Source organism: Metabacillus mesotrionivorans (assembly GCF_052171315.1).
Taxonomy (GTDB): Bacteria; Bacillota; Bacilli; order Bacillales; family Bacillaceae; genus Bacillus_P.
Genome location: NZ_JBQMFF010000001.1, coordinates 169,341 through 185,769 on the forward strand (window position 1 = coordinate 169,341; position 16,429 = coordinate 185,769).

At 44.5% G+C, this 16,429-nt stretch carries 19 protein-coding genes; 11 read left to right on the forward strand and 8 right to left on the reverse strand.

Annotated features, from left to right (window positions below; all coding sequences use genetic code 11):
- The first annotated feature begins 31 nt into the window (after window positions 1-31).
- From fabI to ACTSEZ_RS00765, 5 genes are all read left to right on the forward strand, one after another.
- Window positions 32-805, forward strand: coding sequence for an enoyl-ACP reductase FabI (fabI, locus tag ACTSEZ_RS00745; RefSeq protein ID WP_369732251.1), 774 nt, complete (start codon window positions 32-34; stop codon window positions 803-805).
- 168 nt (window positions 806-973) lie between these two features.
- Window positions 974-1,423 (forward strand): GNAT family N-acetyltransferase, encoded by a 450-nt coding sequence (locus ACTSEZ_RS00750; RefSeq protein WP_369732252.1) that lies wholly within the window; start codon window positions 974-976, stop codon window positions 1,421-1,423.
- Window positions 1,424-1,449: 26 nt separating this feature from the next.
- On the forward strand, window positions 1,450-2,037 hold the full coding sequence (locus ACTSEZ_RS00755; RefSeq protein ID WP_369732254.1) for a putative glycolipid-binding domain-containing protein: 588 nt from the start codon (window positions 1,450-1,452) through the stop codon (window positions 2,035-2,037).
- Window positions 2,038-2,061: 24 nt separating this feature from the next.
- Window positions 2,062-2,511 (forward strand): SRPBCC family protein, encoded by a 450-nt coding sequence (locus ACTSEZ_RS00760; protein ID WP_369732255.1) that lies wholly within the window; start codon window positions 2,062-2,064, stop codon window positions 2,509-2,511.
- Window positions 2,512-2,589: 78 nt separating this feature from the next.
- The gene (locus ACTSEZ_RS00765; RefSeq protein WP_369732256.1) at window positions 2,590-3,009 is read left to right on the forward strand and encodes a CotO family spore coat protein; all 420 of its coding nucleotides are present in this window, start codon (window positions 2,590-2,592) and stop codon (window positions 3,007-3,009) included.
- Between the two features lie 66 nt (window positions 3,010-3,075).
- On the opposite strand, the gene cotI is transcribed toward ACTSEZ_RS00765, so the two are convergent.
- Complete coding sequence (gene cotI / locus ACTSEZ_RS00770) at window positions 3,076-4,146, reverse strand: spore coat kinase CotI (RefSeq protein WP_369733051.1); 1,071 nt, start codon at window positions 4,144-4,146, stop codon at window positions 3,076-3,078.
- A gap of 631 nt (window positions 4,147-4,777) precedes the next feature.
- Between cotI and ACTSEZ_RS00775 the strand changes: the two genes are divergently transcribed.
- From ACTSEZ_RS00775 to ACTSEZ_RS00785, 3 genes are read left to right on the forward strand one after another with little or no spacing between them, the layout of a single operon-like run.
- Entirely contained in the window at window positions 4,778-5,911 is a 1,134-nt protein-coding gene (locus ACTSEZ_RS00775) for a glycosyltransferase family 4 protein (RefSeq protein WP_369732257.1), read from the forward strand.
- 48 nt (window positions 5,912-5,959) lie between these two features.
- Entirely contained in the window at window positions 5,960-7,036 is a 1,077-nt protein-coding gene (locus ACTSEZ_RS00780) for a CotS family spore coat protein (RefSeq protein WP_369733052.1), read from the forward strand.
- Window positions 7,037-7,040: 4 nt separating this feature from the next.
- Window positions 7,041-7,748, forward strand: coding sequence for a hypothetical protein (locus tag ACTSEZ_RS00785; RefSeq protein WP_369732258.1), 708 nt, complete (start codon window positions 7,041-7,043; stop codon window positions 7,746-7,748).
- Window positions 7,749-7,854: 106 nt separating this feature from the next.
- On the opposite strand, the gene ACTSEZ_RS00790 is transcribed toward ACTSEZ_RS00785, so the two are convergent.
- From ACTSEZ_RS00790 to ACTSEZ_RS00800, 3 genes are read right to left on the reverse strand one after another with little or no spacing between them, the layout of a single operon-like run.
- Window positions 7,855-8,997, reverse strand: a complete 1,143-nt coding sequence (locus ACTSEZ_RS00790) for a glycosyltransferase family 4 protein (protein ID WP_369732259.1) — start codon at window positions 8,995-8,997, stop codon at window positions 7,855-7,857.
- Window positions 8,994-9,950 (reverse strand): NAD-dependent epimerase/dehydratase family protein, encoded by a 957-nt coding sequence (locus ACTSEZ_RS00795; RefSeq protein ID WP_369732260.1) that lies wholly within the window; start codon window positions 9,948-9,950, stop codon window positions 8,994-8,996. Before ACTSEZ_RS00795 ends, ACTSEZ_RS00790 begins: the two co-directional genes overlap by 4 nt.
- Complete coding sequence (locus ACTSEZ_RS00800; protein ID WP_503129010.1) at window positions 9,947-11,233, reverse strand: UDP-glucose dehydrogenase family protein; 1,287 nt, start codon at window positions 11,231-11,233, stop codon at window positions 9,947-9,949. The genes ACTSEZ_RS00795 and ACTSEZ_RS00800 overlap by 4 nt, the downstream gene beginning before the upstream one ends.
- A gap of 205 nt (window positions 11,234-11,438) precedes the next feature.
- Here ACTSEZ_RS00800 and ACTSEZ_RS00805 point away from each other — a divergent pair, with 205 nt between their 5' ends.
- The gene (locus tag ACTSEZ_RS00805; protein WP_369732261.1) at window positions 11,439-12,521 is read left to right on the forward strand and encodes a glycosyltransferase; all 1,083 of its coding nucleotides are present in this window, start codon (window positions 11,439-11,441) and stop codon (window positions 12,519-12,521) included.
- A gap of 42 nt (window positions 12,522-12,563) precedes the next feature.
- Here the strand turns inward: ACTSEZ_RS00805 and ACTSEZ_RS00810 are convergent, their stop codons facing one another.
- Together ACTSEZ_RS00810 and ACTSEZ_RS00815 are read right to left on the reverse strand one after the other, a co-directional pair.
- Window positions 12,564-13,340 carry a HipA family kinase gene (locus ACTSEZ_RS00810; RefSeq protein WP_369732262.1) on the reverse strand — a complete coding sequence of 259 codons (777 nt, stop codon included), beginning with the start codon at window positions 13,338-13,340 and terminating at the stop codon, window positions 12,564-12,566.
- A 20-nt stretch (window positions 13,341-13,360) separates the two neighbouring features.
- On the reverse strand, window positions 13,361-13,636 hold the full coding sequence (locus tag ACTSEZ_RS00815; protein WP_369732263.1) for a hypothetical protein: 276 nt from the start codon (window positions 13,634-13,636) through the stop codon (window positions 13,361-13,363).
- A gap of 152 nt (window positions 13,637-13,788) precedes the next feature.
- Between ACTSEZ_RS00815 and ACTSEZ_RS00820 the strand changes: the two genes are divergently transcribed.
- Entirely contained in the window at window positions 13,789-14,139 is a 351-nt protein-coding gene (locus ACTSEZ_RS00820) for a DUF1360 domain-containing protein (RefSeq protein WP_369732264.1), read from the forward strand.
- A 92-nt stretch (window positions 14,140-14,231) separates the two neighbouring features.
- Here the strand turns inward: ACTSEZ_RS00820 and ACTSEZ_RS00825 are convergent, their stop codons facing one another.
- Window positions 14,232-15,029, reverse strand: coding sequence for a hypothetical protein (locus tag ACTSEZ_RS00825; protein ID WP_369732265.1), 798 nt, complete (start codon window positions 15,027-15,029; stop codon window positions 14,232-14,234).
- Window positions 15,030-15,134: 105 nt separating this feature from the next.
- Window positions 15,135-15,848, reverse strand: a complete 714-nt coding sequence (locus ACTSEZ_RS00830; protein WP_369732266.1) for a BMQ_0737 family morphogenetic spore coat protein — start codon at window positions 15,846-15,848, stop codon at window positions 15,135-15,137.
- Window positions 15,849-16,060: 212 nt separating this feature from the next.
- Here ACTSEZ_RS00830 and ACTSEZ_RS00835 point away from each other — a divergent pair, with 212 nt between their 5' ends.
- Window positions 16,061-16,384: an MreC domain-containing protein gene (locus ACTSEZ_RS00835; RefSeq protein ID WP_369732267.1), complete on the forward strand. Its 324-nt coding sequence runs from the start codon at window positions 16,061-16,063 to the stop codon at window positions 16,382-16,384.
- The last annotated feature ends 45 nt before the right edge of the window (window positions 16,385-16,429 follow it).

Sequence of the window (16,429 nt, forward strand, 5' to 3'; positions counted from 1 at the left end):
TAATAACATGTATTAATCGGGAGGATTCCAAATGAACTTATCATTAGCTGGACGCAATGTTGTCGTAATGGGCGTCGCAAATAAACGAAGCATTGCCTGGGGAATTGCACGTTCTCTTCACGAAGCGGGAGCGCGTCTTATTTTTACATATGCAGGGGAACGTCTTGAAAAATCAGTGCGTGATCTCGTTGAGACGCTTGACCGCAGCGATTCGATCGTTCTGCCGTGCGATGTGACAGACGATGCGGAGATTGAAACATGTTTTGAAGCGATTAAAAATGAAGTCGGCGTTATTCATGGCATTGCTCACTGTATCGCGTTTGCCCATAAAGAAGAATTAAGCGGAGAATACATGAATACGACTCGTGACGGATTTCTGCTTGCCCACAACATCAGCTCCTATTCCCTCACGGCTGTTGCAAAAGCGGCAAGAGGCCTGATGACAGAAGGCGGAAGCATCGTCACACTTACGTATCTTGGAGGAGAGAGAGTCCTTCCGAACTACAATGTAATGGGTGTAGCAAAGGCGTCGCTTGATGCAAGCGTGCGCTACCTTGCAAGCGACCTCGGAAAAGACGGCATCCGTGTGAATTCCATTTCTGCAGGACCGATCCGCACGCTTTCAGCAAAAGGCATCAGCGACTTCAACTCAATCCTTAAGGACATTGAAGAGCGTGCCCCGCTCCGCCGCACAACGACTCCTGAAGAAGTCGGCGACACTGCGCTGTTTTTGTTCAGTGACCTTGCACGCGGCATGACCGGAGAAAACCTTCATGTTGATTCAGGCTATCATATTCTTGGATAACAGATCAGAGCTTCCTGCATGTGTGCGGGAGGCTTTTTTTGTGTCCTTTTTTATAACATGAGCGTTCGGTAAAACAATTTCGCTTAGTCCCGCAGCATGACCTTTGTGAATGGGGAATTGTGATAAAATGGAAAAAGCAGAGCTAACCGGTTGAAAAGGGGGATAAACATGATTATAAAAATGGATATTACAAATAGAAAAATAGCTGAAGAAGTATTAACGATTCAAATCCCTTCTTATAAAGTTGAGGCAAAATTAATCGGCTCTTCTGACATACCTCCATTAAAAGATACAATTGATACCCTGCAGCGATGCGGAGAGTGCTTCTATGGGTATTTTTCAGAAAATAAGCTATGCGGGGCACTAGCTATGAAAATAAAAAATGAAGAAATGGATATCCATCGTTTGATTGTAGACCCTGACCACTTTCGAAAAGGAATTGCTCAGAGCCTGCTGAATTATGCTGAAAGACAGGAAGGGATTAAAAGAATCAGCGTTTCAACTGGTTCAAAAAATACGCCGGCAGTAAGATTTTACGAAAAGAATGGATTTCAGAAAGTGAAAGAAGTATTTGTAAATGAACAGATCTCCTTAACGTTTTTTGAAAAGAATGTATAAATGAATAACTGCAGAGGGGGAAGAACATGCAGCAGCAAGCTGTTAGTTGGAACAAGATAGACTCGTCTGGGACAGAGCATTTCAGTTTGGCTCGCGAAGGCGGGCTTTTTCGCGGATATGGAAAAGTTACTTATGAAGAGGGAAATGTCCTTTTTCATGTCAATTATGCTGTAGAACTGGACTCAAATTGGCGGACAAGAAACGTGAAAATAGAGGCTTCCGGCGCAGGAGAACTCGAGATCCTTTCAAACGGTGAAGGACGCTGGTTTCGGCCAGATGGAAAGGAAATAGGGGAGTTAAACGGTGCAATCGATGTAGATCTTTCCGTCACACCTTTTACTAATTCTCTCCCGATTAACCGGAATGAGTGGGAGCCTGGCCAGAAAAGGAATTTTGAAATGGTCTATGTGGATGTTCCCCAATTGCGCTTATTTAAAGTATCACAAACGTACACGTTTCTTGAACAGATAGACGGGACGAGAATATTTGCCTATCATTGCCGGGATTTTGAGTCTTTGATTTATGTAGACACTGAGGGTTTGGTACTTGAATATCCGGATTTATTTATACGCAAGTCAGACATCCCGGCAGGAGAGTTTGATAGAATAAGATAAAAACCCGCATGGAAAGGACAAACAATGAGCGCATTTCATGATGAAGTAACCGTTGAAGCCCCAATTGAAGAAGCATTTGCATTCGCAGCAAATCCGGAGAATGCTCTGCAGTTTATGGAAAACGTGATAAAAGTTGAAAAGCTGACAGACGGGCCTGCTGCAAAAGGAACACAGTACAGGGAAACGCGGGAAATAAGAGGAAGACAGGCAACTGCTGTTATTGAATTTACAGAATACGTACCCAGTGCAAAGTTTTCCGTTAAAAGTGAAATGAACGGAATGGAAACCGAGTATCACTACACATTTACCAAGGCGGGAAATCAGACTGTCATCCGCTTTGTGTGCGAAATCACTGCAAAGACGTTCAAAATGAAACTAATCAAGCCTGTCTTTGCGAAGATCATGAAAAAAGAAGACGGCGATCATTTGAAACATCTGAAAAAAGCGATAGAAGCACAAAAGCAAAGCGAATAGTCAGCCCCTTTATAATCATAAACCCTGGCACCCCGCATATACTTTCTTGTAAAGCATTTAAACCGGGAGGGAAGCCTGTTGAAAAAACATCAATCTGTGAAAAATCCCCCGCTGCTGTATATTGTTCAGCCGGAATTTGAGCCAGTGCTAACGTCCATGCAGAAAACCTATGTGATGAGAAAAAATCCGCCGGCCGAAGCGGCTGCTCCTGTGCCTGCAGAGCCTGCAGCGAATGAGGCAGCAAAAAAAGCTGCGCCGGTTCAAAAAGAGCAAAAACTCTCAAAGCCCCTGCATTCCTTCAATGACTTATCAAACGAGGAAAAACTGCAGCTGCTTCTTCATTTGCCGGAACGCTTATCGGGACTAAACTGCAGCATCTCCACCAATAAGCAGACCTATATAGGCAAGGTAACAGATTTTAAAGATAACTGCGCAACAATAAACGGTGAAAAAGTAAAGCTTGAAGACATTCAGTCTATTACGCTGAAAGGCTTATAAAAGTGTCCTGCCGGGACGCTTTTTTTATTGCAAAAAAGAGCGCCGTTTAGGGCGCCCTTTGCCATGCTATTGTCCTGACTTGATCATGGAATTCAAATGTGCTTCCTTAATTCTTTCGTACTCAAATGCCTGAGCAAGTTCCTCCGGCAGCATATCTGTTTTTCTGACAAACTTTTCCCGGGCAATGTCGTACATTTCATACGGGAAAAGCATGTCGATATACATGACCTCTTTCTGTTCGTCAGTCAGCGGGTTGACGCTTTCATATGCATTCATCATCAGCTGAAATCTCGCTTCATCCCACTCGCCTGTTGTATCAAGGAGAGGGATAATCATTTTGCGCAAGTCGCGAATCGGCAGGTCATATGAGACTGTATCAAGGTCGATAACCCATATTTTACCATCGTTTCCGAGCACCGTATTACCTGCCCCGTAATCCTGGTGGCACAGAGTAGGGTTAGCGGACTGCTGTTCAATCCACGGAACATACTTGGAGTTCATCAGACGGTCAAGCGTTTCCCGTCCCTGCTGGATAAAGTAATCAATCTCCTGAAGATACAGCTGGGAAAAAGGATTGTCTGGAGTGCTTTGCGCGATGAGCTTCCATGACTCAAGCTGCTGGCACCTTTTAATGTAATGGTTCGGCCAGCGTCCGAGCTTCTTAAAGACAGGGATCCCTTCAGGCGGATGGTAGCCTTCTGACCAAAGATGAAATTCAGCAAGACCTTTCATGACCACTTCAAGGTCCGGATCAATGGCTAAATCAAATACTCCGCCTTCAATCCAGTCATACAAAACAAATAAAAACGGACCCTGTTTAGTAAAAAGCACATCGTTTTTGTTTCGGATAATGCCGGGAACCCTTCCGCCTTTTTCTGCTAAGTAGTTTTGAGCATTGATGGAAAAAAGAGCTTTTTTCTCCGGGCGGTGAATTCTCTTAAGACAGACAGGTCCATTTGGAGTATGAATTTTCCATACGAGGGCCATTTGGCCGCCTTGAATAACTTCTATCCGGTCGACAGACACGTCCCAGCTTGTGATAATATATTCAGCGAGTTTAACAAGCTTTGCTTCCTCTTCTGGAGACATTACATACACGTCTTCTTCTTCTTTTTCTTCCTTGTTCTCCGTTTTCATTATCTTGGGTTCTATTACGGTTTTACTTTTAGCCGCCTCAAGCGGAAGAGCGTTTTTTTTCTTTTTTTCTTTTTTTTGCTTTGGTTTTTCCTCTGCTGCAGGGGAGACGTTCTCTGCAGTCATGCTGCTCTTTTGCACAGATTCCTTCTGAACTTCATCCTTTGGTACATCTTCTTCTGACTCTGGAGAAAACTGCAGCATGGCGTTCTTTCTGGATTTGCTTTTTCCTTTGTTTTTCTGTCCTTTTCTTTTTCTCTCGGTCATCAGCTGCTCTTTCTCAACACCAGGTTCCGCCTTTTCTTCTGGAGTTACCGTCCGCTGCGGAGTGTTTTTACGGTCAATGAGTGAAAAAACATTGACCGTTTCCTCTGAAGACTTCGAGAATCTTGTGTTTTTGTTTTCCTCCAATATGGTCACCATCCCATCCTTTTATTTCATAGACTATGAAACAAAGCCGGTTTTTGTCATGGGGTAAATGCCGGCGTTTTATTGATGAGCTGTCCTTTTTTAAAAATGATTCAGCTTAATAGTGATTCCGCCTTTTTTAAAATAGTTCCGCAGAGAAAGGCACATAGCCTCCTGTGTTTCCGTATTTTAGGATAAGGGCTTACTAGATGAATGGAGGTAACGTATGAAGATTGCATTAATCGCAACAGAAAAACTTCCTGTTCCCGCGATAAAAGGGGGAGCGATACAGATTTATCTGGATGCCATTGCTCCTCTTATTGCTCAAAGGCATGACGTGACTATACTTTCCATTACTCATCAGGATCTTCCTGATCAGGAAACACGGAACGGGGTCCAATACATCCGATTTGCTGAAAGCGAGTATTTATCTTCGCTTGGCGCGCACTTGAAAAATGTGAAGTATGATGTGATTCACTTATGCAACAGGCCGGCTTGGGTACCTGTATTGCAGGCAGCAGCACCAAACGCCCGCTGGATCTTAAGCGTACACAACGAAATGTTCGCTGTTGAAAAAATGTCTGATGAAGAAGGAAAAGCTTGTATTGCAGCTGTGTCGCAGATTGTGACAGTAAGCGACTATATCGGACGAACGATTACAGACCGTTTTCCACAGGCAAAAGGCAAGGTGAAAACCGTTTACTCCGGAGTGGATTTAAAGACTTATTTTCCGGACTGGACGACTGAAGGGCGCAGGCTGAAAGAAAAAGTCCGCTCTGAGCTGAATTTGAAAAACCAGAAAGTGATCTTGTTTGTAGGAAGGCTGAGCAAGGTAAAAGGCCCTCATATTCTTCTGCAGGCCATGCCTGAAATCTTAAAGAAGCATCCGGACACAGTGATGGTCTTTATCGGATCAAAATGGTTCGGGGATAATGAAGTAAATAACTATGTAAGGCATTTGTATACGCTTGGCGCCATGTATCCTGAAAATGTTCAGTTTATCCAGTTTGTGCAGCCGAAAAACATTCCGACTCTTTACGCCATGTCCGATATTTTTGTCTGCTCTTCGCAGTGGCAGGAGCCGCTTGCACGTGTCCACTATGAAGCAATGGCATGTGGTTTGCCGATTATTACGAGCAACCGCGGAGGAAATCCTGAAGTGATCGATGAGGGCAGAAACGGCAATGTTATTAAGGATTTTGAAAATCCCGATGCTTACGCACAAGCCATTATTTCTCTTCTGGACAGTCAGGGCAAGCGGAATGACATGGGGAAATACGGCCGTTCAAAAGTGGAGCGGGATTTCAGCTGGAGCAATGTATCAGGCAATTTGCTCAGTGTATATGAGAATAGAAGATAGAGAGGGGGAAGCATTTTGGATACAGAAGTCAATCAGCATGAACTGCAAATGAACATTATGAATTTATACCCGTTTGAGGTGGAGTCGATCACCCTGCTGACAAATAAAAGCGGAAGAACAACGTGGAAGGTTGAAACCGCACAGGGTGTGAAAATTTTAAAACGCGTTGTGATGAAGCCTGCAAGAATGCTGCTTATTGCAGAAGCACATGAACATCTGCAGGAAAAAGGATTGCCGATCGCCCGCATTCACCGGACCAGAGCGGGTGCCATTTGTGTTGGCGCCGGAAAATCCGCCTATGTTCTTTATGACCTGCAGCAGGGGAAAGAAGTACTTTACTATGATAAAGCGCAGATGCTTAACATTATGGAGTTTATTGGAACGTTCCACCATACGTCACAAGGATATATGCCGGATGAGATGAGCAAAAAGAGAAGCAGACTAGGCAAATGGCATAAGCTTTTCAGATGGAAGCTTCAGGAGCTTGAAGGCAATAAAATGCTGGCTCTTAAATCCGACCAGGAAAATAATCTGCCGGCGCCTGCTGTAATTGATCCGGATGCAGAACAGACATGGCTGCAGGATCCATTTTCAAAAATGGTTATTGAGACAATTGATGACATGATTCTGCGGGGAAAACAGGCACTCCAGGAACTTGATGCAGGCCAGTACGATCAATGGACGCTTGAATGCATTGAATCAAGAATGTTCTGCCAGCAGGATTTTACGCTTGCCAGGTTCATTGAAACAGAAGACGGCCTTTCGATGAAAGAACTGCACTCGATCACATCTGATCTGCCGTCAAGAGATCTGAGAGTCATCTTAAATAAAATGATGAAAAAGATGTCAGTCTGGGATTCAGAACTTGTCATTGAACTTTTGAGAACTTATGACAGCATTCATCCTCTGACGAAAGATCAGTACAAAGTGCTGTGGACCGATTTGAAGTTCCCTCATCTCTATTGTTCTATTGTTCATAAATATTTTCTTGGACAAAAGACTTCATGGTCGGATGAAAAATATATCTGGGCCCTGCAGAACATCGTTTCTGTTGAACAGTCCAAACAGGAATTTCTATCTAACTTTGAAGAATTCTATTCTAAGATAAAGGCGCAGGGAGGGTGATACAATGAGTACAAATGAATTTCAGGAGATTCCTAAAGTTGAGCTTGTAAACTTCTCTTTTTCTCCTCCCGGGCCGATGGGATGGAGTGCTGCAGAGTATGAAACGATGCTCGAAGATCCGGAAACGTTTCTTTCGCAGAATAAGTACCGCAAAGCAGAGCCGCCAACGGGAGACGTTGAATTGATCGAACTTCCCATAAAGACGCGAAAGCCGCAGGAAGCATACGTCTTGGCACGTTCAGAAACGGACCTGGCCGCAGCAGCCGTTCAGGAAGAAACACCGGAAGCAGAAGCAGCCGTTCCTATAGCAGCTATGCAGAAAGAAACACCGGAAGCAGAAACAGCCGTTCCTATAGCAGCTATTCAGAAAGAAACGCCGGAAGCAGAAACAGCCGTTCCTATAGCAGCTATTCAGAAAGAAACGCCGGAAGCAGAAGCAGCCGTTCCTATAGCAGCTATTCAGAAAGAAACACAGGAAGCAGCAGCAGACATCATTTCAATGTCAGATACTGTTTTACAAGATCAAATGGAAAAAGTTCAGAACACAATCAATACCTCCATGAGTCTAATTGAGATGTTCAGCGCGCTCAATAAGAAGGAGCATTTCAGCAGCGAAAGTGAATCAGATGATAAGCAGGAGTCACGGTTCAGATCGAAGAGAAAATCAAAACACCGCAGCTCAACGAGAAAAAATAGAGTGTTATTTATGTAAGAAGAACGATTTCAAAAAAAGCACATCATCATGGTGTGCTTTTTTCTTAGTTGTGTTGATGTCCTGGTGGAAAAGCAGTTGAAAATGGATGCAAAAAAAACGGCTCTCAGCCGAATTTCTGCGCGTTCACATAGATGGTTTCAAGTTTTGCCGCAGTATGCTGAAACGTAAAGTTCTTCTCAGCATACTGCCTTCCGTTTTTCCCTAAAGAAACGGCGCCGGTGCTGTCAGCAAGCAGCTGCGAGATGGCTTCAGCAAAGGCATTTGTCTGGTCGTATTCTTGGATGATGAGGCCGTTCACATGATGATTGATCACTTCCGCATTGCCTCCGCGGTCGGTTGTAATGATCGGAAGGCCTGCTGCCATGGCTTCGTAATGAATCCGGGCAAGAGGTTCATGCCACTGGGAGCTGCAGACGAGAAGGTCACCCATGAGCAGGATGTTTGGAATGTCTTCGGATGGAATGTATTTTGTAAACAGTACATGATTGCCTAATTTAGCTGCTTCATCGTACAGGAACTGAACATAGTCGTTGATGCCGTCTTCGCTGAACCACTTGCCTCCAACGATGACAAGAACGGAATCGGGGTGTTCCCGAATCACTTGCTTCATCGCTCTGATCAGCAGGTGAGGGCCTTTCGTTCTGCTCAGCCTGCCAATGAAGAGAATGGCTTTTTTTCCGTTCAGTCCGTATTTCTCGCGCCAGAGAGCTCGTTTTTGTTCTCCTTCCGCTGATTCCCTTGGCAAAAAGGAAGAGAAATCAACGCCTGAATAAACCACGTGTGATTTGGCCTCTGCATCCGGATAGCGGAAAGTGACCGTCCTCTTGATATATTCGCTGACTGTTGTAATGGCGTCGCACATGCTCAATGCCTCAAGCGCCTGCTCCCGCTTCAATTTTCTTGTGGAAAACATGTCGTTGTGAAGGCTGACAAACAGCTTGCTTTTCGGAGAAGCGTGTTTGTATCGCCACAGTTCGCCCGGCCGATTGAAGACGTGAATATGAGAAAAGAATTTGCCTTCGATATCGTTGGCTGTTTGTTCGTGAAAGGCTGGTCTTGGAAACCGGATATACTGTATTCCGTTATGTTCATTTGAATCAGGCAGCAGAGGATCTGTAATGGAGTAGACCGTAACGTCGTGATTCCTGCTGAAATAAGGGAGAATGCCATCGAGCATAAGCTGGATGGCACCCCCTTTTACAGCAGGGGACGGCAGTTTTTCTGTGCAGATAAAGGCGATCTTCATAGCGGATCCCCATGCAGGATGCGTTTCATATAGTCATATTCTTTTCGCAGCCCCTCTTTCAGTGGCACATCCGGGGAATAGCCGAGCACATTTTTTGCAAGAGCAATATCTGCATGGGTGTGTTTCGGTTCGCCGATTGCCGCATCCAGGAAATGAATATCTGCTTTCCGGCCTGTAATCAGCTCTATCTCTCTGATCAGGTCAATAACAGATGCCCTTTCTTTTCCCCCGATATTAAAGATCCTGCCAATTGTATGATCAGCATGCATCACAGCAGCCGTTCCTTTTACACAATCATCTATATAAGTGAAATCCCTCGTTTGAGAACCGTCCCCAAACAGAGTAAGCGGCTGATCTGTCATGATTTGCTTAAAAAAGCGGTGAAAGGCCATATCAGGTCTTTGCCGCGGACCGTAGACGGTAAAATACCTGAGAATCACAGCAGGCACTCCAAAATTGTTTTTGTAGACAGAGCACAGGTGCTCACCCGCAAGCTTTGTGACGCCATAGGGGGAAAGCGGATCAGGCATTGCGTCCTCAGAGACCTTTCCATGTTTGTATCCGTAAATGGAAGAGGTAGAGGCGTAGATGAATTTTTTAAGTGATGTGCCTTTTGCCGCTTCCAGCAGTTTTTGCGTTGCCAGAATATTATTTTCTGCATAAGGATTAAAATCTTTTCCCCAGCTTGAACGAACCCCGGGGATTCCAGCCAGATGATAGACTACATCCGCTTTTTCTATTAGCTCCTTGCAGTCAATTTCCATGATTGATTTTCTAATGAGCTGAAACCGGGGATTGGTTAAAAGGTTGTGCAGATTTATGTGTTTTAAAGGTTCCGGCACAGGTCCGATCATGCAATCAATGCCGGTAACGGTATTTGCCTCATTTTCCAGCAGTTTTTCGCATAAATGAGATCCGATAAAGCCTGCACAGCCGGTTACAAGAATGTTCATAGGCGCCCAACTCCTTCGTAGGTAAGTCCTGCTGCGCGTATCACTTCCGGCACAAGGCAATTTCTCGCATCCAGAAGCGTCTCGCCTTTCATGAGCTGTTTAACCCGCTGCCAGTCAAGATTCTTGATCTCCTGCCAGTCCGTTGCAAGAATCACGATGTCTGCTCCTGTAACCGCATCGTACGGATCACTGGTTTGTTTCACGCCGCTCAAGTGTTCAGGAAGAGCTGCTTTCGGATCATAAGCAGATACTTCACAGCCCGCTTTATTCAGGGCATGAATCAGTGCTGCAGCGGGAGATTCGCGGATATCGTCTGTTTCAGGTTTAAAGGCAATACCTAAAACCGCGGTCTTCACAGCAGGGAATGCCGGAACAAGTGATTTCAGTTTTTCAATATATATTGTCAGCTGGCTTGCATTTACTGATTGAACAGCATCAAGAATAAGCGGTTCCAGGCCGCTGCTTTTAGCTGTGTAGCTTAATGACTGAAGATCTTTCGGAAAACACGAACCTCCGTAGCCGATTCCAGCCTGCAAAAAAGCAGGTCCAATCCGGTTGTCAAGGCCGATTCCCCTCGCCACATGCGTAATATCCGCTCCATATTTTTCGCATACTCTTGAGATTTCATTGATAAAGCTGATTTTTGCGGCAAGAAAGGCATTGGATGCGTATTTGATCAGTTCAGCCCCTTCATAGTTCGTGACCACATCAGGAGCATCAATACCTGCGTAGAGCTGTTTCAGCAGCTGCAGGACCCGCTCATTTTCCTCAAATAGTCCATAGACCATTCTGTCGGGGAAAAGCATATCCTTCAGGGCAGATCCTTCTCTTAAAAATTCGGGATTAGAAACAATGTCAAGAAGATCAGGGCCGTAGCCTTTTTCTCTGAGTGAGTTCAGAACAGCCCGGTTCGTTCCCGGTGGAACCGTACTTTTAATGAGGATTAATTTATAGGCTGCAATGTTTGCAGCAGCATCTGCCAGCGCTTTATAAAGAAAGCTCAAATTTGAGCTGCCATCTGGAAGGGAAGGTGTTCCGACTGCCAGAACGATTATTTCGGCCTGGTTTATACCTGAAGCGAGATCATCAGAAAAACGGAGCCTGTTTTGATTTTCTTCAATCAGATCCTGAAGTCCAGGTTCATAAATGGGTATCCTTCCGGCCTGCAGCATGGTGACTTTCTTTTTATCCTGGTCGATGCATGATACCCGGTGGCCAAGACTTGAAAGAACGGCTGCCGTTGTCAGGCCCACATAGCCTGCACCAATCACGCACACATTCATAGTAGAAACCCCTTTCTAAAAACCTTCTCCCATAACCTATTATGAAACATGCATAAAACGTTACTGAATCAGGATAAAAACTTATGAATGGGTGCTTTTTCTCTGGACAATATGCACCAAAGTCCATAGATGAATAGGCTGACAGCATAAAAGATGAGTGAAGAGGCACAGCTGTGCACTTAAGAGGAGGAGTGAAACTTTCCAGATGGAAACGATCGCGCACTATCTTATGGAAGATGTGAAGGTCAATCAGCGGTTTATCTACAATCAGATGGTCTATCAGGGAAAATACCGGTCAATTGTCATCGGGCCTTTTCAGAGAAAGGAAGATACCGAGTTTCCAATGGACCATTTCTATAATTTGAATGAAATTTCAGATTTGGCGTCTTTTTTCAAGGAACAGGAAGTAGCCGCCATCCACGCACATCACGGAAAGCATGCAGTGGATGTGTTTCCGCTTGCCATGCAGCAGCAGCTTCCTTTTATTATCAGCATTCGGGGATCAGACGGATCTTCTCAAAGTGAGGTTTTATATAATAAGAACTTTTCTCGTTACCGGACGATGGTTGCTTACAGCAGCCTGTTTGTTCCTGTATGCGAATACCTTGGAAACGAGCTTCTGAAGCTTGGGGTGCCAAAGGGTAAGATGAATGTGCTTTACGGAGGAATCGATTTGGATGTGTTCCCGTTTCAAAAACGGATTCCGCCTGAGGACGGCGAATTTGTCATGATATCGGTCGGAAGGCTCGTCCAAAAAAAGGGTCATGAAACACTGATTCGTGCTTTTAAAAAAGCCCATGACCTATTTCCAAAGATAAAGCTAAAAATTATTGGCGGCGGGAAAGAACGGCTCAACCTTGAAGCGCTGATAAGAGAATTGAATCTGGAAGAGGCGGTTACGCTTCCCGGGAAAATGAGCCTGTATGACATTGCGGAAGAGTTGAAAAAAGCCCATCTCTTTTGTCTGCCGAGCGAAGTGGCTCCAAACGGTGACGTTGAAGGAATACCTAATGCTCTTAAAGAGGCAATGGCAATCGGGCTCCCGGTCATTTCTACCAGACATGCAGGAATACCCGAACTGATTGCGCATCTGAAGACGGGGTATCTAATCGAAGAAAGAAATGTGCAGCAGCTTGCAGACGGAATGCTTTCCTTTCTGCGGTCAAGTGATGCATGGGCAGAGTATACACATGCAGCAAGAGCGGTCATTGAGGAGAAATTCGATTTAAGGAAGCAGCTGATCAGACAGCACGAAATGTATGAGCGGTTTTTGAAGATGAGCAAATGAAAACGCAGACCGGGGGCTGCGTTTATTTGCGTTTTAGTTTAATCAGCTCCGGTTTGCCCCAATCACTAAATCTGGAAGGTCAGAGATATCCCTGCGTGTTAAAAAATCCGTCAGCAATTCTTTTTCCCGTTCTGTCACTTCCCAATTTTCAGGTATAGCGTGAATGATTTCCGCTATTTTCTGTTTGTTTATCTGCATAATTTTTTCTGCAAATTCATACAGCGGATCGGCATCAGGGAGCAGAGAACTGGCCCATTTGTAAACAGGCATATCAACCCGGTAGACAGGCGGATCCTGCAGAGTCTGCACATCCCAGCTGTACATGCCGGGAAAACACCTGCCATGATCAATCATCCAAAAGAAAACGCTATCATCCTTCTTTTCTTCAAAAAGAATATTCGTGCGGCTTCTGTCATTGTTATTCAGCCACTGATCAAAAATAAGCATGCCGGCAAGGTCATTTGCGTTTAGCACATTTAAGGACGCTTGGGGCTGATGAAGATCCAGATAGGATTTCGCCCGATTTAAATAAGGAATGGCGAGATGTGTTCCCGCCCGGTACGTTCCCCGGCTGCTTTCGGGGATTTCCTGAAGTAATTTTCGGGGCATATCTACTGCAGCAACGGGCAAGACGGGAAGCCCGAGGATCTCCCCGAGCTTTGCCGCAAGCCACTCATTCACAACTTCCCGCTTCCGATATTCCCGCACTTTGTAAAATTTCACAACATACATACCATCATCAGTGAACTGAAACAGATGAGCATAATTTCCTTCAAGTGTCTTTACGTATTTGACAGGCTGAACCCCCTGGTGAGACATATCCCATCCCCCTTAAGCGATTACTCGTCTTCGCTTCCGACCGTTTCATCTCCGAGAGGCATTTCAATGCCGGTGATTTCATCCAGATCAAAAGAAACGCTTTCTCCTCCATTTTTATAAAAGCGGTCAATTAAGAAAGAGGCTGTGCCGGATTGTTCATCAAAAGATTCAAAGGCTGCCTCATAATAGACTTTTTCTCCGGCGTGGACATTCACTTCGTCGCCTGGTGCAAGTTTTGCAAGCTTCATAGAAATATCATCCTGACTTTCATTGTTGAAAAATAATACTTTTCTCATAATATCCTCCTCAAACGTCCATTTACTAAACAGTATATGTAGGTAAGCACCGGAAAGTATGGATATTTGACCAGTAAACAGATAACTTCGGCATAAACACTAAAGCAGCTCATAAAATGTAACATCATTCGCTTGAAGAAAAGGAGACATCTATGATAGCATGGATCGATTTTCTATTATTGTTTCTTGCGAGCTTCAGGCTTACAAGATTGCTTGTATACGATAAAATAACGGCCTTCATCAGACGTCCTTTTCACAGGGAAGCAGAAGAAACGCTTCCCGATGGCAGTACGATTACCTATATTGAAATAAAGGGAACGGGCCTTCAGAAGTGGATCGGCGAATTGCTCAGCTGCTACTGGTGCACCGGCATATGGACATCGGCCTTCCTGTACGGAATCTATGTTTACATGCCTGATCTTGCCTCACCGCTCATTTTGATTCTTGCAATTGCCGGGTGTGCAGCGATTGTTGAATCCATTATTGAAAAACTGATTTTTTAATAGAATCTCGGAAGGAGTCTTTTTAAGAAGGCTCTTTTTTGTTTTGTTGTATGCCATTTCCGTATAAAAAATGCCGGCGGATTCCCGGCCGGCTATTGTACGCTTATTTTATTCAGTGAAGGAATTCCATTTGGGAGCTCTTTTGCATAAACAAATCCGCTTACCGCTGCCGCGCGTTCAGGAGGGAAAGGGAAGGAAATCTCAAAACTTGAAAAGACGAGCGTCTGGCCGGGCTCAACCAGATTTTCTTTTAGGGGTTTCAGCCAGTATTGGCCGTCTGTCCGCACGCGCTCCCGCCAATTTTCATGAACATGCCTCCAGAGAGGTCCGGGTGCGTCATCAAATAGGTTCGTGTCATCCATCTTACGCTGAAGAATGATTTTTCCGCTTAGTGAACCGTAGGAGACAGGCGTAATCTGCAAGCAGATGACCGGCTGCTGAAGGGGCTGATTTCCGGTGTTTTTTATCACAAAATCCCCGAAAACAGTCAATGGCTCATTGTCATCTTTTGGCAGGAGAACGGAAGCCTGAAAGTGGGCGGATGCCCCGATGACCGGCTCAATGACAGCGGGTTTTGCCTGTTCTTCCTGCATGAGCAGTTTTTTCCGGAGATCAGCTGCCCGTTTTTTTTCTTCCTCAAGCGTAACCTCAAGCGTCAGAACTTTTTTTTCCAGCCTGAACACTTCTTTTTCAAACTGATCAGTATGAGTGTGAAGAGCTTCATTCAGCTTTTCCTGAAGATACTGGTTGCGGATCAGCTCTTTTTTTACTTGATTGTCTGCCTCGTTCACAAGCTGCTGCATACGGCTCAGTTCAGAACGGTAGTGGAGGATTTGCTGCTGCAGCTGCAGCGTGCGTTCACCTGCATTTTGGCTATCCTGCTTTTTCATGGCGTGAAACTCCTTTCTGAACTTCCTACTGCATATGTATGAAGAAAAGGAGCAAATCAAACCAAAAAAAATAAGAGGCTGTATAAGAACAGCCATCTTATGTTTTTAGTGCACTGGGAAAATATCAGGGCATTGCGGCGGGAATTTGTCTTTCATGTCACATACATTGATTGCTTCTGTCAGCTCTTCGCGAGGCTTGCAGATTTTAGCTTCTACTTCAAGTTTCACATCAGCTTCCATTTGTACGTCCAAGCAGAATGTAATTGATACATCAAGCTGAGAGAATACGTCTGTGCAGACTAATGTTGCGTCACATTCGAAGTAGTTTACGTGACATTCAAGCTCAGTTCCTTCTGGAGCGCAAAGGATGAATGTTTGAGCAGTTGCAAACGGAATCGCTTTTGATTCACAGATGACATCGTCATTTGAGTCAAGAAGCTCAACTGTTACAAACCCTTTTACAAGAACTTTCACTTTTTGCAGGGTTACTTCGTCACCATTCGGAAGGTTTACTGTTACATCTGTGCGTTTGTCATATGGTGAAATTTCCATGCAAAGGAATGATTTGCTGTCGTCGCCTGTGTCGATGCGGTGTCCGTCTTTATCGCTTAGGAAGCAGTTCACTGTAACGTCCTTAGAACGTCCCTTTTTCTTAAGAAATTTACAGATGTCGTCTGTCTTGCCATCGCAGTCAAACAAATTATCTAGATCGCAGTCATTTACACTGATTAGCGGCAGGTCCACTGGACGTGTTACCCAGTCATACACTTTGCGTGTTTTGATGCATACTTTTTCTTTTTCTTTTCTGGAATGACTCACTGTTGTTTTCCTCCTATCTTAATTTCTCCCGTCCATTTTAATGAACAGATACATTAGGTGTCGGGACTAATGTATAGTATGTTTTTTCCCAATTTGTGTGCCGTGATAAGAGCGGAAATTTAGGTGAATGTCAGTTTCCTGCATAATTCGCCTGCTGGCTGAATTTCATATTAGTAAGGGAATAATTCAATATATGGATGGGGGAGAGGAATGTGACAAATCAGCAGACGGAAAACATCAAAGCCCTTAAAGCAAGAATTACTTATTTGCAGAGAGAGCTTTCCCATACAAGGGCACAGCTGCTTGACTATGAAGATGACGGTTCTTATCATGAGCTTCTTAAAGAAAATAAAGAATTGAAGGAAAAGATATCTCTGCTTGAAGGAGAAAACCTTGTTCTATTTGAACTTCTAAAGAAAAACAAGAACTCTGAAGAAGAATATGATGCAGTCCATGCGGATATATATTATGATTCCTGGTTTATCAGCAATCTGAAAAACCAGGCGGCAATAGACAATAAAAAGACAGAAGAATAGGCTTCAAGCAAGATTGGTACTTTCGCTGAAGTCAAAGCCCTTTCT